The sequence below is a fragment of the Bradyrhizobium sp. genome, assembly GCF_035309285.1.
Classification (GTDB): Bacteria; Pseudomonadota; Alphaproteobacteria; order Rhizobiales; family Xanthobacteraceae; genus Bradyrhizobium.
Genome location: NZ_DATGFH010000006.1, coordinates 29,752 through 43,360, shown reverse-complemented (window position 1 = coordinate 43,360; position 13,609 = coordinate 29,752). Strand labels below are relative to the sequence as shown.

Annotated in this window: 16 protein-coding genes; 6 read left to right on the top strand and 10 right to left on the bottom strand. The window is 62.6% G+C overall.

Annotated features, from left to right (window positions below; translation table 11 throughout):
- Positions 1-35: 35 nt before the first annotated feature.
- Together VKR55_RS02150 and VKR55_RS02145 are read left to right on the top strand one after the other, a co-directional pair.
- The gene (locus VKR55_RS02150; protein WP_324399189.1) at positions 36-1,484 is read left to right on the top strand and encodes a caspase family protein; all 1,449 of its coding nucleotides are present in this window, start codon (positions 36-38) and stop codon (positions 1,482-1,484) included.
- Between the two features lie 120 nt (positions 1,485-1,604).
- Positions 1,605-2,237: a GyrI-like domain-containing protein gene (locus tag VKR55_RS02145; protein WP_324399187.1), complete on the top strand. Its 633-nt coding sequence runs from the start codon at positions 1,605-1,607 to the stop codon at positions 2,235-2,237.
- Between the two features lie 18 nt (positions 2,238-2,255).
- Here the strand turns inward: VKR55_RS02145 and VKR55_RS02140 are convergent, their stop codons facing one another.
- Complete coding sequence (locus tag VKR55_RS02140) at positions 2,256-2,495, bottom strand: BrnA antitoxin family protein (RefSeq protein ID WP_324399185.1); 240 nt, start codon at positions 2,493-2,495, stop codon at positions 2,256-2,258.
- Position 2,496: 1 nt separating this feature from the next.
- On the bottom strand, positions 2,497-3,474 hold the full coding sequence (gene cysK / locus VKR55_RS02135) for a cysteine synthase A (RefSeq protein ID WP_324399183.1): 978 nt from the start codon (positions 3,472-3,474) through the stop codon (positions 2,497-2,499).
- A 213-nt stretch (positions 3,475-3,687) separates the two neighbouring features.
- Here cysK and VKR55_RS02130 point away from each other — a divergent pair, with 213 nt between their 5' ends.
- Positions 3,688-3,903: a hypothetical protein gene (locus VKR55_RS02130; protein ID WP_324399181.1), complete on the top strand. Its 216-nt coding sequence runs from the start codon at positions 3,688-3,690 to the stop codon at positions 3,901-3,903.
- Between the two features lie 2 nt (positions 3,904-3,905).
- Here VKR55_RS02130 and tgt read toward each other — a convergent pair whose 3' ends face one another.
- Positions 3,906-5,039, bottom strand: coding sequence for a tRNA guanosine(34) transglycosylase Tgt (gene tgt / locus VKR55_RS02125; protein ID WP_324399179.1), 1,134 nt, complete (start codon positions 5,037-5,039; stop codon positions 3,906-3,908).
- A gap of 271 nt (positions 5,040-5,310) precedes the next feature.
- Between tgt and VKR55_RS02120 the strand changes: the two genes are divergently transcribed.
- The gene (locus VKR55_RS02120; RefSeq protein WP_324399176.1) at positions 5,311-6,336 is read left to right on the top strand and encodes an aspartate-semialdehyde dehydrogenase; all 1,026 of its coding nucleotides are present in this window, start codon (positions 5,311-5,313) and stop codon (positions 6,334-6,336) included.
- A 186-nt stretch (positions 6,337-6,522) separates the two neighbouring features.
- The gene (gene tnpA / locus VKR55_RS02115) at positions 6,523-6,954 is read left to right on the top strand and encodes an IS200/IS605 family transposase (RefSeq protein ID WP_324399174.1); all 432 of its coding nucleotides are present in this window, start codon (positions 6,523-6,525) and stop codon (positions 6,952-6,954) included.
- Positions 6,955-7,091: 137 nt separating this feature from the next.
- On the opposite strand, the gene queA is transcribed toward tnpA, so the two are convergent.
- The 5 genes from queA to coaD form a co-directional block, all read right to left on the bottom strand.
- On the bottom strand, positions 7,092-8,165 hold the full coding sequence (queA, locus tag VKR55_RS02110) for a tRNA preQ1(34) S-adenosylmethionine ribosyltransferase-isomerase QueA (RefSeq protein ID WP_324399224.1): 1,074 nt from the start codon (positions 8,163-8,165) through the stop codon (positions 7,092-7,094).
- A 142-nt stretch (positions 8,166-8,307) separates the two neighbouring features.
- The gene (locus VKR55_RS02105) at positions 8,308-8,772 is read right to left on the bottom strand and encodes a peptidylprolyl isomerase (protein WP_324399172.1); all 465 of its coding nucleotides are present in this window, start codon (positions 8,770-8,772) and stop codon (positions 8,308-8,310) included.
- The gene (locus tag VKR55_RS02100) at positions 8,748-9,242 is read right to left on the bottom strand and encodes a hypothetical protein (protein ID WP_324399170.1); all 495 of its coding nucleotides are present in this window, start codon (positions 9,240-9,242) and stop codon (positions 8,748-8,750) included. Before VKR55_RS02100 ends, VKR55_RS02105 begins: the two co-directional genes overlap by 25 nt.
- A 20-nt stretch (positions 9,243-9,262) precedes the next feature.
- A complete protein-coding gene (locus VKR55_RS02095) occupies positions 9,263-9,826 on the bottom strand; it encodes a peptidylprolyl isomerase (protein WP_324399168.1) in 564 nt (187 codons plus the stop codon).
- 92 nt (positions 9,827-9,918) lie between these two features.
- The gene (coaD, locus tag VKR55_RS02090) at positions 9,919-10,416 is read right to left on the bottom strand and encodes a pantetheine-phosphate adenylyltransferase (protein ID WP_324399166.1); all 498 of its coding nucleotides are present in this window, start codon (positions 10,414-10,416) and stop codon (positions 9,919-9,921) included.
- Between the two features lie 207 nt (positions 10,417-10,623).
- On the opposite strand from coaD, the gene VKR55_RS02085 reads away from it, so the two are divergent.
- On the top strand, positions 10,624-10,881 hold the full coding sequence (locus tag VKR55_RS02085; RefSeq protein ID WP_324399164.1) for a hypothetical protein: 258 nt from the start codon (positions 10,624-10,626) through the stop codon (positions 10,879-10,881).
- A 79-nt stretch (positions 10,882-10,960) separates the two neighbouring features.
- On the opposite strand, the gene VKR55_RS02080 is transcribed toward VKR55_RS02085, so the two are convergent.
- Both VKR55_RS02080 and VKR55_RS02075 read right to left on the bottom strand, forming a co-directional pair.
- Positions 10,961-11,686 carry an adenylate/guanylate cyclase domain-containing protein gene (locus VKR55_RS02080; RefSeq protein ID WP_324399162.1) on the bottom strand — a complete coding sequence of 242 codons (726 nt, stop codon included), beginning with the start codon at positions 11,684-11,686 and terminating at the stop codon, positions 10,961-10,963.
- A gap of 170 nt (positions 11,687-11,856) precedes the next feature.
- Complete coding sequence (locus VKR55_RS02075) at positions 11,857-13,353, bottom strand: hypothetical protein (RefSeq protein ID WP_324399160.1); 1,497 nt, start codon at positions 13,351-13,353, stop codon at positions 11,857-11,859.
- Positions 13,354-13,609: the final 256 nt, after the last annotated feature.

The following is a 13,609-nucleotide window of genomic DNA, read 5'->3' as shown; positions in this document are numbered from 1 at the left end:
TCGCTACTTCATTTTATTGATTCCGGGGATTTCAGATGCGCTACCTGACCCTCCTCCTTTCGCTCATAGCAATCCTGTTCAGCGCGGAATCGGCCCTCGCCGACAAGCGCGTCGCCTTTGTCGTCGGCAATGGCGCCTACAAGAATGTCGTGCAGCTTCCGAACCCGCCGGTCGACGCCAAGGCGATGGCGGCGCTGCTGCGCAATGTCGGCTTCGATGTCATCGAGGGAACGAACCTCACGCGCGATGCGATGACCGAGAAGCTGCTCGATTTCGGCAAGAAGGCGGAAGGCGCCGATGTCGCCATCTTCTTCTATGCCGGCCACGGCATCGCGATCGGCGGCGTCAACTACCTGTTGCCGGTCGATGCCGACATCAAGTCGGAGATGGACGTCAAGCTGGGAGCGGGGATCAATGTTGATCTTACGCTCGACCAGACCATGAGCGACGCCAAGGTCAAACTGGTGTTCCTCGACGCCTGCCGCGACAACCCGTTCGCGGCAAAGATCAAGGCGAACTCGCCGACCCGCAGCGTCGCGGTCCAGCAAGGCCTCGCCGAGATGAAATCGGCGGAAGGCACATTGATCTCGTTTGCGACCGGCCCGGGCCAGACCGCTCTCGACGGTCCCGAAGGCACCCACAGCCCCTTCACGAATGCGCTGCTCGCCCACCTCACCGAGCCCGGAGTCGAGATCCAGCAGGTCATGACGGAAGTCCGCGCCGAGGTGCACGAGCAGACCCATAATGGCCAGCTCCCCTGGGGCAACACCAACCTGATCGGCGCGGTGTACCTCAATGGCGCACCGGCGCCGGCCGCCGCTCCAGCGGCCGCTGCGACCGCACCGCCGGGCGCTGCCGCGCCGGCCGTCGCATCGACCACCGACAGCACCAACGTCGAGCTGGAGTTCTGGCGGTCGGTGAAGGATTCCAACAAGCCGGAAGAGCTCAATGCCTATCTGAGCAACTATCCGAACGGCCAGTTCAAATCGCTGGCGCTCGCCCGCATCGCCGAGCTGCAGAACGGCCCGTCGACGACGACGCGCAACCTGGCCACCGGCGTCGATCCTGCGACCTTCACGGAGGACGCCGACCAGCTCACCGAGGACCAGTTGGGTCTCGACCGCGGTCAGCGCCGTGACGTGCAGCGGCGCCTGAACGGGCTTGGCTTCGACACCAAGGTCACCGGCAGGTTCGACGAAGCTACGCGCGAGGTCATTAAGCGCTGGCAGGCCGCGCGCGGCTATCCCTCGAGCGGCTATCTCAACAAGCTGCAGCACAAGGCGCTGCTCTCCGAGATCGTGGCGTCCACGAATTCGGATGACTCCTCCTCAGACGAGCATGAACATGTCACGCGCCACCACTCCAGTGGCGGGGGCGGCGAACGCCATTACTCTCGCCGTGGTGGCGGGGGCGGCGGCGGAAACCCCGGCGCCTTCATGGGCGGCATGATCGGTGGCATGATGGGCGGCATGTTCCGCCACTGACGCCCGGTACCTGGGCAGCATTTCGAAAAGCCCGGCCCTCGCTGGGCTTTTTGATTCATGTTCACGTTACGACAATTGATTTATCGAGCTATCGGGATGTGAAGGTGGTTGGGAGGACTCGTGGACAAACTCGATTTCAAGAAGACCCTATCAAGACTCTACAGCGCGCCAAAGGGCAGCTTTGCTACCCTCGAGGTGCCGCCCCTGCAATTCGTCAAGGTCGACGGCAAAGGCGACCCGAACCACGAGCCCGACTACAAGCGCGCGATCGAATGGCTCTATCCTGTGAGCTACGCGATCAAATTCGCCGCCAAAGCCAGATCAGGAAAGGACTACGTCGTCCCGCCGCTGGAGGGCCTCTGGTGGGCCGACGATCCCACCGATTTCGTCAAACGCAAGAAGCACCGCTGGCGGTGGACCATGATGATCATGGTGCCCGACTTCATCGACCGGCCCTCGTACGATGCCGCGGTCGCCAAGATACGCGACAAGATGCGCGACAAGCCCGGCGAACCCCCGGAAACGCTGCGTCTGGAACCGCTCAACGAAGGGTGCTGCCTGCAGACGCTGCACATCGGCAGCTACGACGATGAAGGGCCGATACTTGCCATGCTCCACGACGAGGTGATGCCGGCGCAAGGATTCACGTTCGCGGGTCCGCATCATGAAATCTACTTGAGCGATCCGCGCAAGACGGCGCCAGAGAGGCTCAAGACGATTCTCCGGCAACCGGTCAGGCAAGCCGGCCGATAACCACGACCCTTGCCCTCGCTATTTCCCTACGGCCTTGCGCAGTGCCTCGTTGATACGGTCCTGCCAGCCCGGACCGCCAGCCTGGAAATATTCGAGCACGTCCTGGTCGATGCGCAGTGTCACCTGCTCCTTGATGCCCGGCACCGCAGTCTTCTTCGGTGGCGTCTCGGCGATCTTGGTGGTGACCTTCTTGAACGCTGCTTCCGCCTCGGTGCGGGCGTCGTTCAGCGTCCGCGGGCGTCTCGGTTGATCGGCCATGTCAGATTCCTTCGAACAGCACGGTGGAAAGATAACGCTCGGCGAATGACGGTACGATCGCCAGGATGGTCTTGCCGGCGTTCTCGGGCCGCTTGCCGAGCGCGATGGCGGCCGCGACCGCAGCGCCCGACGAGATGCCGCCGGGAATACCCTCGTGCCGCGCCAGCGCCCGCGAGGTATCGAGCGCAGTTTCGCTGTTGACCGTCACGATTTCGTCAATCACGGAGCGGTCGAGGATGTCGGGAACAAAGCCCGCGCCGATGCCCTGGATCTTGTGCGGCGAATGCGTCCCGCCCGACAGCACCGCGCTTTCCTCCGGCTCGACCGCGACCACGCGCAGCGACGGTTTTCGCGGTTTGAGCACCTGGCCGACGCCGGTGATGGTGCCGCCGGTGCCGACGCCCGCGACGAAGATGTCGAGATCACCGCCGGTGTCGTTCCAGATCTCCTCCGCCGTGGTGCGGCGGTGAATCTCCGGATTGGCGAGGTTCTTGAACTGCTGCGGCATCACCGAGTTCGGCGTTGTCCGCAATAGTTCCTCGGCGGTGGCGATCGCTCCGTTCATGCCTTGGGCAGCGGGCGTCAGCACAAGTTCCGCGCCAAGGAACGCCAGCATCTTGCGCCGCTCGATCGACATCGAGTCCGGCATGACGAGCTTCAAGCGATAGCCGCGCGAGGCCGCGACAAAGGCGAGCGCGATGCCCGTATTGCCGGACGTCGGTTCGATCAGCACGGTGTCGGCATTGATCAGCCCGGCCTTCTCCATGGCCGTGACCATGGACGCGCCGATGCGGTCCTTCACGCTGCCCGCCGGGTTGAAATATTCAAGCTTGGCCAGGATCGTCGCGTTGGCGCCGCGAAGGTGCGGCAATTTGCGCAAGCGCACGATCGGAGTGTCGCCGATCGCCTCGACAATCGAGTCATACACGCGGCCTCGGCCGGGACGGTGCACTGCACCAATGGCAGACGATGCATCCATGAATGACTCCTTCCCGGCCAGGAAAGCGCTGGCATGTCGTAATTAGTGGCAGGGTGCGCTCTCGCGCAAGCGGGCTCGCGCGAAATCACAACTCACTGCATTGCAAAATTTTAATTGAGTCAAATTGCGCAGAAGCACCGCATTTCTGTTGCGACATCGTCAAGCAAAATAGTGTAGGATATGCTCAGGCTTGGAATGCATGGAGGGTCAACGATGTCAGCAGTTGCTGAAGTCCTGTCGACCGTCGCTCACAACCCCGATCCGCGCGGGAGTGATCTGCCGACCTGCCCGGTCTGCGCCGACTCCATGGTGGCTGCGGAAGCGTCCGCGTATCTGACGGACAACATCATCAGCTACCTCTGGACCTGCGACACCTGCGGTTACGGCTTTGTGACCAAGCATGCGCTGAAGCGGATTGCGTGTAATTGAGATTACCGGGGCACGATGTCGCCCCGCGCCCAACCGGCCCGCGTCTGTTCGTAAAAGTCAGAGAACGCCCCCCGCGCCACCGCGTCGGCGACGTCGTGCATCAAGCGCTGGTAGTAGGCGATATTGATCTCGGAGAGCAGCATCGCGCCGAGCGTTTCGCCCGCTTTGACGAGGTGATGAAGGTAGGCGCGCGAGACCTCGCGCGTCGACGGCCAGTCGCTGGTCTCGTCGAGCGGCCGCGGATCATCGGCGTGCCGCGCGTTGCGCAGATTGATCTGGCCATGGCGGGTGAACGCGACGCCGTGGCGGCCGTTCCGCGTCGGCATCACGCAATCGAACATGTCCATGCCGCGCCTGATTGCTTCCAGGAGGTCCTCGGGCGTGCCGACGCCCATCAGATAGCGCGGCCGGCCGACTGGCAGGAGCGGCGCGACCTCCTCGATCATGGCGAGCATCACCGCCTGCGGCTCGCCGACCGCAAGGCCGCCGATGGCATAGCCGTGGAAGCCGGTGTCGACGATGCCGCGGGCGCTGACGCACCTCAACTCGCCCACGTCGCCGCCTTGCGCGATGCCGAACAGCATGTGGCCTGCCGGCGCCGCTTCGAAGGCGCGCCGCGAGCGCTCGCCCCAGCGCAGCGAGAGCTGCATCGCCCGCTCGATATCGGCGCGCTCCGCAGGCAGCCGCACGCACTCGTCCATCTGCATGGCAATGTCCGAGCCGAGCAGAAGCTGCACTTCGATCGAGCGCTCAGGCGACAGCTCCACCGTGGCGCCGTCGATATGCGAGCGGAACGTCACGGCCTTTTCATCGATCTTGCGCAAGTCCGAAAGCGACATCACCTGGAAGCCGCCGGAATCCGTCAGCATCGGGCCGTTCCAGCCGCTGAATTTCTGCAGGCCACCGAGTGCTGCGATGCGCTCGGCGCCGGGCCGCAGCATCAGATGATAGGTGTTGCCGAGCGCGATGTCGGTGCCGGCCGCACGCACCTCGCGCCAGTGCACGCCTTTCATCGCGCCGGCGGTCCCGACCGGCATGAAGGCGGGCGTGCGCACCAGGCCATGCGGCGTGGTCAGACGTCCGGCTCGGGCCTGGCCATCGGTTGCGAGCACTTCGAAGTGATTAGGGAGCGTCATGGGCCGGCTTATCGCGTAACCCCCGCGTCCGTGGCAACCTCGTTAAGACCCAAACCGGGCCGCAAAAGCCATTGACGCGCTTCCCGCTGGCCCATATGGTCCGCCGCCATGCACGCGATCGCGAAAACCACGACCAAAACCGGAAAGCCCCAGCGGGCTTCGGGAGTCGTGCGCGCGTAAGTTGACGGCCGCATATCCGTAACCGAAGCCCCGCCTGATGAAGGTCCGGGGCTTTTTTATTGCCTTAAAGTCCAATCCGAAGGAGACAAAAGTGAGTGACGATCCCGTTGTTGCCATTGCCGGCGTGACCGGCGCTGTCGGTCGCGAGTTCATCGCCACCATGGACAAGCGCAGCTTCCGCGTCGGCAAGCTGAAAGCACTGGCGAACGCGCGATCGGCAGGGAAGAAGCTCGCCTTCCGCGGGCAGGAGATCACGGTCGAGGAGCTCAGCGAGCGCTCCTTCGACGGCGTCGATATCGCGCTGTTCTCGGCCGGCAGTGCCACCTCGAAGAGGTTCTCTCCGCTCGCGGTTGCGGCCGGCGCTGTGGTCATCGACAACTCCTCGGCCTTCCGCATGGACCCGCATGTGCCGCTCGTGATCCCCGAGATCAACGGCCGCCGCATCCGCGACCATCGCGGCATCATCGCCGTGCCGAACTGCTCTGCGATCACGGCATTGATGCCGCTGTGGCCGATCCACCGCCAGAACCGCATCAGGCGCGTGATTTTGTCGACCTATCAGGCCGTCAGCGGCGCGGGCGCCGCCGCCATGGAGGAATTATTGGCATCGACCCGCGCGAGCCTCGCCGGGGAGCTGTTTACGCCGAAGGTGCTGCCGCATCCCTGTGCGTTCAATGTCTTCAATCACGACACGAAGATCGATCCGGAAACCGGCTACAATGAAGAGGAAACGAAGGTGATCCGGGAGACCCGGAAAATCTTCGAGGACGAGGGCATCGCCATCGGCGTGACCTGCGTCCGCGTCCCCGTGCTCCGCGCGCACAGCCAGGCGATCACCTTCGAATGCGAGAATCCGATCTCCGAGACTCGCGTCCGCAACATCCTCGTCGGCGCGCCCGGCGTGCGGCTGGTCGACGACCGCACCGCCAATTACTTCCCGATGCCGATCGATGCTTCCGGCCAGGACGACGTGCTGGTCGGCCGCATTCGCCAGGATCTCAGTGATCCCTCCGGTCACTCGGTCTCCATGTTCGTATCGGCCGATCAGCTCCTCAAGGGCGCCGCACTGAACGCGGTGCAGATCGCGGAGCTATTGCCGCAGCGGGCGATGGCGTGAGGTGAATTCTAGGGTGGGCAAAGGCGCGCAAGCGCCGTGCCCACCTCATCACACTCCACGCTAGCCTAACAAGGGAGGCCCCCCGGCTCTGCCGGGGAGGCAGCAGAAGTTTGACATTTCCGGCGGTCGTCCACCGACGAAACTCACGACTCGTGAGCCACCACGCGCACGAGAAGGAGTTTCGCGATGGACGATTACGAGAGCCTAAGCCACAGCAAATGGGAGTGCAAATATCACGTGGTCTTCATTCCCAAGTGTCGCAGGAAGACGCTTTACGGGGAGTTGAGGCAGCATCTCGGGGACGTGTTCCGCAGATTGGCAATGCAGAAGGAGTGCAGGGTCGAGGAGGGGCATTTGATGCCCGATCATGTTCACATGATGATTTCGATCCCACCCAAGTATGCTGTGTCGCAGGTGATCGGATACATCAAGGGCAAGAGTGCGATCCATCTGGCGCGGGTCTATGGAGAGAGGAAGCGCAACTTCGTAGGGCAGCACTTCTGGGCTCGGGGATACTTCGTCTCGACCATCGGTCGAGACGAAGCGGTGATCAGGGAATACATTCGCAAGCAGGAGGCCGAGGATACCCGGCTCGACCAAATGAATATGTGGCGCTGAGGCCGCCTTTAGGCGGCCAACAAAATCGGGGACGCGTTAGCGTCCCCCATGGCCGCTTTGAGCGGCCCAATTCCTAAAGCCCCCGGCTTTGCCGGGGGATACTTACCTGGTGGTGGGCACGCTTCGCTTTGCCCACCCTACGAATTCGCGCGAAACAGCAAACAGGCATCGCCATAGGAATAAAAGCGATAGCCTTCGTCAATGGCGTGCGCGTAAGCGCGTTTCATCGTCTCGAGCCCCGAGAAGGCCGAGACCAGCATGAACAGCGTCGAGCGCGGCAAATGGAAATTGGTCATGAGGACCTCGACCGCACGAAAACGATAGCCCGGCGTTATGAAGATCGCGGTCTCGCCTTCGAACGGCGCGATGCTGCCATCCTCGCGCGCGGCACTCTCCAGGAGCCGCAGCGACGTGGTGCCGACCGCGACGATCCGCCCGCCCTTGGCGCGCGCGTCGTTCAGCGCGGCGGCGGTCGCCTCCGAAAGGGTGCCCCATTCGGAATGCATCCTGTGGCCCGCGGTATCGTCGGCCTTCACCGGCAGGAAGGTGCCGGCCCCGACATGCAGCGTCAGCCGCTGCAGCCCTATGCCGCGCTCGCGTAACGCGCGCTCCAGCGCCGGCGTGAAGTGCAGCCCCGCCGTCGGAGCCGCGACCGCGCCCTCCTCGCTAGCAAACATGGTCTGATAGTCGGTGACGTCGCGATCGTCGGCTGCGCGCTTGCCGGCGATGTAGGGCGGCAGCGGCGGACTGCCGACATCGCTGATGGCCTGGTCGAGCACCGCGCCATGGAACGAGAAGGACAGCGTCACCTCGCCATCGTCGCCCTTGTGCTCGACCTCGGCATCGAGATTGCCGAGCAGGCAGACCCTGCCCTCATTGCCGAAGCGGATGCGGTCGCCTCTCACCAGCTTCTTCGCCGGCTTCACCAGCGCCTGCCAGCGCGAGCCGTCGAGCCGCTTGATCAGGGTCGCGTCGATCTTCGGCTCGGTCTCGCGCCCGATGCGGCGGCCGTGGAGCTGCGCCGCGATCACCTTAGTGTCGTTGACGACAAGCTGGTCACCGGCTCTGAGCAGCGCCGGCAGATCGGACACCGCGCGATCCTCGAGCCGGTTACCCTGCACCACCAGCATGCGCGCGGAATCGCGCGGGCTCGCGGGCCGAAGCGCGATGCTCGAAGGCGGAAGCTCGAAGTCGAAGAGGTCGGTGCGCATGGATTTGCGATGCGCTTTCGTCGCGGTCATTCCGGGGCGTGCGAAGCACGGACTCTGGTGCGCAATCGCGCATCTGGGAACCTCGAGATTCCGGGTCTGGTGCTGACGCACCAGCCCGGAATGACGGTGCCTATGTCAGGTGTCACGCCGCGTCGGCGGCCATATGCGCTTTCACGATCTTGTCGGGATCCGTCACCGGCTCGCCGCGCTTGATCTTGTCGACGTTCTCCATGCCATCCGTCACCTTGCCCCAGACGGTGTATTGGCGGTTGAGGAACGAGGCATCGTCGAAGCAGATGAAGAACTGGCTGTCGGCGGAGTCGGGGCTGGCCGCGCGCGCCATCGACGCGGTGCCGCGCACATGTGGCTCGGCGTTGAACTCGGCCTTCAGCTTCTTGCCGGAGCCGCCGGTGCCGGTGCCATGCGGGCAGCCGGTCTGGGCCATGAAACCGTCGATCACGCGATGAAACACGATGCCGTCGTAAAACCCTTCTCGCACCAATTCCTTGATCCGCGCCACATGGTTGGGGGCGAGGTCCGGCCGCATCTCGATGGTGACGGGCCCCTGGGTGGTCTCGAGGATCAAAGTATTTTCGGTGACAGCCATGCTCTCTTCTCTTGGGGTTCAAGGTGGGTGCGGAACCGGACCGCAAAGGGGTGGCCGGCTACAGCCGCGGCCATGGAATCTGTAAATGGCATCGGCGAACAGCGTTGCAATGCCTCCATGACCGCCACGCGATAGGCCAGCCGGTCGTTGTCGGTGGCTTTCGGCGATTCATAGGTAATCCGGGGATGCCCCATGATCGCCCCGGAACGGTTAAAGCTGACGATGACCGTGATGTCCATCGGGTTGGCGACTGCGGTTGACGGCGGTTTCCAGCAGTGACCCAGCCTTTCGAACACGTCCTTGATGGTGTTGACCCGCGGACCCTGCACCGCGCCTCCGGGGAGACCTTTCGCTGGCCCCTTGGTTGGCGGCTGATTTGACTGGCTTTGCGCTGGCGCCGGCGTAGCGAGCGCGGTCAGCAGCAGCGCGGCGGACAGGCCGAGGATCGATCTCGTCTTGCCTGCCGCCATCGCATCACTCCCTCGCGCTGCTATTTCATGTCGGAAGCAACCTGGACCTTCACCATCTTGTCGGGATTGGTGACGGTGCCGCTCTGGGATCCAGGGGGCGCCTTCTTGAGCTTGTCGACGACATCCATGCCCTGCACGACGTCGCCGATCACGGTGTATTGCCCATTCAGGAACGAGGCGTCGCCGAAACAGATGAAGAACTGCGAATTCGCTGAATCGACGCTGTCGCCGCGGCGCGCCATGCCGACCGTGCCACGCTTGAACGGCAGCTTGGAAAATTCCTGCTTGAGGTTTGGATATTTCGATCCGCCGGTGCCGTCGAAATTCTGGCCGTCGCCGGTCTGCGCCATGAAGCCTTCCATCACGCGGTGGAACGGCACGTTGTTGTAGAAGCCGTCGCGCGCGAGCTGCTCGATCCGCGCGGCGTGATGCGGGGCGACGTCGGCGCGGAGGGCGATCACGATGCGGCCCTTGGTGCTGTCGATCACGACCGCGTTTTTCTTGTCGAGATTGGCCGGCAGAGATTGCGCCACCGCGGGTAGCGCGACAACGAGCGCGGCAAGGAAAGCAAGGATACGGATCATGGAAACTCCGGGTGGGATGGAGAGGGATGGTTCACTGCGGGCCGCACGGCGTTATCGCAGAGCCCGTTACAGCTTTCACGAACGTGATTGGTTCAAGCCTTGAATTTCGCTTTCAGGCTGGCCGCAACCGAGGCCGGCACGAAAGCCGAGACGTCGCCGCCCATCGACGCGATTTGGCGCACCAGTGTGGCGGTGATCGGGCGGATCGGCGCGGATGCCGGGACGAATACCGTGTGGACCTCGGGCGCCATGGTCTCGTTCATGCCAGCGAGCTGCATCTCATAGTCGAGATCGGTGCCGTCGCGCAGGCCCCGGATCATGATGGTGGCGCCCGCCTTCCGGGCCGCCGTGACAGTAAGACCATCATAGGTCGCGGTATCGAGGGTGCAGCCAGCCGCGGCCGCGACCGGTCCAAACACCTCCCGGATCATTGCAAACCGCTCCTCGGTCGAAAACAGCGGCTTCTTGGTGGGCTGGACGCCGACCGCGACGATCAGGCGGTCGCAGAGCTGGACGGCCCGACGGGCGACGTCCAGATGGCCGTTGGTGACGGGATCGAATGAGCCGGGATAGAGCGCGATGCGGGGCATGGCGCCGTCCTACAGGCCCGCACCGTCCGGCGCAAGCGTCAGCGGTTCCGCCTGCCGCCTTCTGTTTCGTGCCGCTGCCCTCGACGAAACACAACCGGACCGGGATGAAACCATTTTCCGTTTCCGGCGAAGGCAGGACGAAACCGCTCTTGGTTACCAAGGCGCAACGAAACGACAGGCCAAAAGGCCGCCTCACAGGGGACCGTCATGATCAAAGCTCTTTCAGCCGTCGCTGTCGCCGCCCTCGTTGCCGCCGCTCTCACCATCCTGCCCGGCTTTACCCCCCAGGTCGCCGCTTCGACCCCGCAGCCGCTCGCCAAAGGCGACCGCCTCGACTACCACCCGGTCGGGCGCGACTGCTCGCAACAGGCCTGGCCGAATTTCGAGGCTTCGTGCCTGCGCAACGCCGTCACCAGAACTCAGGTCCGCGAAGTCCGCTTCGTCAGCACGGACCGCACGCGGTAAGGCAACGAATTTCAGGAAAATCCCACCCGGGTAACTTGAATGGAGGCCAGGCGGGCGCGCTGGCCTCCGTTTTTGTTGGCTAGATGGATGTGGGGAAGTTGCCGCAATATAGCGCGGTATTGATGCTCGTCGTCGAAGAGGTCCGCTCCAACGGAAACTCGGCCGCCTCAGCTCGGAGGGCCCAAACACCAACAGGCGCGTGACGCCCTCGGATCAGCAGCGTGCCTGCATTGACGAACCGGCTGATTTCGAAAGCGCCGAACGCGTGCTCGCAACGCGCCCTTTGCATGAGATCGTCACCCACCACGATCTTGGTACCCAGCGCGTGCGCATGCTGTTCAAGCCGAGCTGCGACATTGACCGCGTCGCCAACAAGGGTCGGGCCATAGCGCTTTGAAGTGTTGATCATGCCACTCCAGACCTGTCCGTATTGCAGGCCAATCGACGCGGAAATCAGCCAATCGCCGCCAAGCGCGGCTTCGTTCAGATTCAGCGCGTTGATCTGCTCAAGAATCCGCCATGCGCATCTCAACGTCCTCGTCGCGCAGTCAGTCTGCCCGGCCGCATAATCGAATGTAGCCAGTACACCGTCGCCCTGATACGCGTTGAGCTTGCCTTTGAAGTTCGACACGTTGTCGGTCACGATACGCTGAAATTCTCCAAGCAGGACAAATACAGTCTCGGGCGCAACATCCGTGCAGATCCTCATGAAATGGTCCAGATCGACGAACATCACCGCCATGGGTTGACGGTGAACGTCCTGAACGCAGGGAACGATCTTGGGCCGCGGCTCGGCGGAGTTCATGGTTCTCTCCCTTCGAGGCAGATGTGGATCGGAAGCCTTGAAAACGGGGAGAACCCTATGAGACTTGCCGTGAAAGAGCCGTGAGTCGGGGGTTAGTGCATATTCGCCCGAATTCGGACGCTAAAACTAACGTTGGATCAATCGGATACCGGTGGTGTCGGAAGATCCGATCAGTGCGTCGATTTCGACTTCTGGAGAAGGTCTTCCAGCTGTTTGATCGCAACGGCGCGAGCATCCTGGCTGGCAGGCATCGTGGGCAGATTGGGCGGGCGATTGGGTTGAAGCAAGATCGAGAAGACATAGTCTGTCTTGCGTGCATGTTCGTGGCAGCCCATGCAGGTTCGTTCGACAAAACAGCTCGACAGCGACGTTTGATGGAACGTTTCCATAGTGGTGTTGACGGTCGCCGAGCCATTTCGAATGCTGCAAGATGGCTGCGACGCGTCGGCGCCTGCGGTCGGCGAAGACGCGAATATGGGCCACTGGGTCATGACCAGTTTGTAGTTCTTCCAGACACTGCCAAGACTACCGAGCGCGCTTTGTTGCGTGCTATTGACCATCAACACTTCAGCCTCGATGCGTTGTAGCCGCTCCACCTGGAAGGCCCTTGGAGGCACACCCGGCCCATTGGCGCCAGCCGGTCTCGGGATCTGAAAATCCGGCTCCGGTTCAGCGGTCATGTGGTGGTCGGGATTGCCGTCATTGAAAGTAAAGTGCGCTCCGGGACTCGAGTCAGGTTCGCGAACGTTGTCGACGTGCTCGAAGGTCGACCAAATCCACTGCGGCCGGGAAGGTGTCTTGTACACAATATGCAGGCCCACAAGTCCCACCGTCGCGAGTCGACACTCGGTGCTTCCTGGATCCTGAATTAATGCATCTCTGAAATAGAACCGAGAGGGATCGATATGATTTGGTCCTCCCTTCGGCAGTTCGACCCATGCCGACTTCACCGTCAGGGCGCCGTCGTTCTGCCTGCCGGGATCGGGTATGGGCTGACCACGCGGAGCGTCGCCAATGCCCGAAACGTTGTCCCTGTTGTAGAGGCCCTCCTTCTGGATCTTGTCGAAGACCGTTTGGTTGTAGCCAACCGCATAGCGCACATACGTTCGGTTCTGAGCGATCAGGAAATTATCGAGTCCCGGGTTGATGACCTCGCGGAGACTGCCGAATTTGTTAAACGAGGCGAGAACAAGCGTGCCAGGACCTATGGCCGGATGGTTAGTGCATGGTTCGGCGATGTCGGGGTAGACCTTCCAGTCCGCCGGCTGACGAGCATCCGGCAGAAAAGTCTCCCAGTCCGCCTTGAGAGACTCGAACGTGCGTGGACCCGGGTCCGTTATTTTCTTGTCGGCGTCGGGTTTGCCGCGTTGATCGGATGCCGGCCACACCAGAAATTTAAAGAGCTGCCAGGACAGCGCATAAAAGTCCTTCTTATCGATGACGCCGGTCGTCGCGCAGACATCCGCAGGCGGCGTGGCGGGCGGCGGATCGGTCCACGAAATTGTCGCTACGCACGTCGCGCTGCTTTGCGCCATTGCCGGGGTTGAGCTGACAATCCGTCCGGCCGCGCACAACGCCACGGCACAAATCATCAAGCGAGCGCAAAAGGTAGCAACCACGCTTCCAGTTGATCTCGAATGGCATCGGCTGTCCTGAATTGGCACCATGGCAGCAATCCTCCCGGCCGTCGTCAGTGGTAATCTGCGGTGTCCAAATCCTTTCGCAAATGACTGCGTCGATATGTCCTAAGAAATCGCCACAGCGGCAATTGTCCGCAACTCGAGGTTGACGACTCCACGCAGCTCGGAAGTCCGCCAACCAAAATCGCAAGGATGATCGGCGTTTTCGCGACGTGGCGCTCCCCTTTTGTTACTTTCGCTCTTGCGGCCAGTGGCGTCAACGGAAGCGATTGTTCGCTCGGCG

Bases quoted from the DNA above. Each gene is read 5' to 3' on its own strand.
- VKR55_RS02150 (WP_324399189.1), top strand. From the start codon at position 36: ATGCGCTACCTGACCCTCCTCCTTTCGCTCATAGCAATCCTGTTCAGC.
- VKR55_RS02140 (WP_324399185.1), bottom strand. From the start codon at position 2,495: ATGGCCGATCAACCGAGACGCCCGCGGACGCTGAACGACGCCCGCACC.
- cysK (WP_324399183.1), bottom strand. From the start codon at position 3,474: ATGGATGCATCGTCTGCCATTGGTGCAGTGCACCGTCCCGGCCGAGGC.
- VKR55_RS02130 (WP_324399181.1), top strand. From the start codon at position 3,688: ATGTCAGCAGTTGCTGAAGTCCTGTCGACCGTCGCTCACAACCCCGAT.
- tgt (WP_324399179.1), bottom strand. From the start codon at position 5,039: ATGACGCTCCCTAATCACTTCGAAGTGCTCGCAACCGATGGCCAGGCC.
- tnpA (WP_324399174.1), top strand. From the start codon at position 6,523: ATGGACGATTACGAGAGCCTAAGCCACAGCAAATGGGAGTGCAAATAT.
- queA (WP_324399224.1), bottom strand. From the start codon at position 8,165: ATGCGCACCGACCTCTTCGACTTCGAGCTTCCGCCTTCGAGCATCGCG.
- VKR55_RS02105 (WP_324399172.1), bottom strand. From the start codon at position 8,772: ATGGCTGTCACCGAAAATACTTTGATCCTCGAGACCACCCAGGGGCCC.
- VKR55_RS02100 (WP_324399170.1), bottom strand. From the start codon at position 9,242: ATGGCGGCAGGCAAGACGAGATCGATCCTCGGCCTGTCCGCCGCGCTG.
- VKR55_RS02095 (WP_324399168.1), bottom strand. From the start codon at position 9,826: ATGATCCGTATCCTTGCTTTCCTTGCCGCGCTCGTTGTCGCGCTACCC.
- coaD (WP_324399166.1), bottom strand. From the start codon at position 10,416: ATGCCCCGCATCGCGCTCTATCCCGGCTCATTCGATCCCGTCACCAAC.
- VKR55_RS02085 (WP_324399164.1), top strand. From the start codon at position 10,624: ATGATCAAAGCTCTTTCAGCCGTCGCTGTCGCCGCCCTCGTTGCCGCC.
- VKR55_RS02080 (WP_324399162.1), bottom strand. From the start codon at position 11,686: ATGAACTCCGCCGAGCCGCGGCCCAAGATCGTTCCCTGCGTTCAGGAC.
- VKR55_RS02075 (WP_324399160.1), bottom strand. From the start codon at position 13,353: ATGGTGCCAATTCAGGACAGCCGATGCCATTCGAGATCAACTGGAAGC.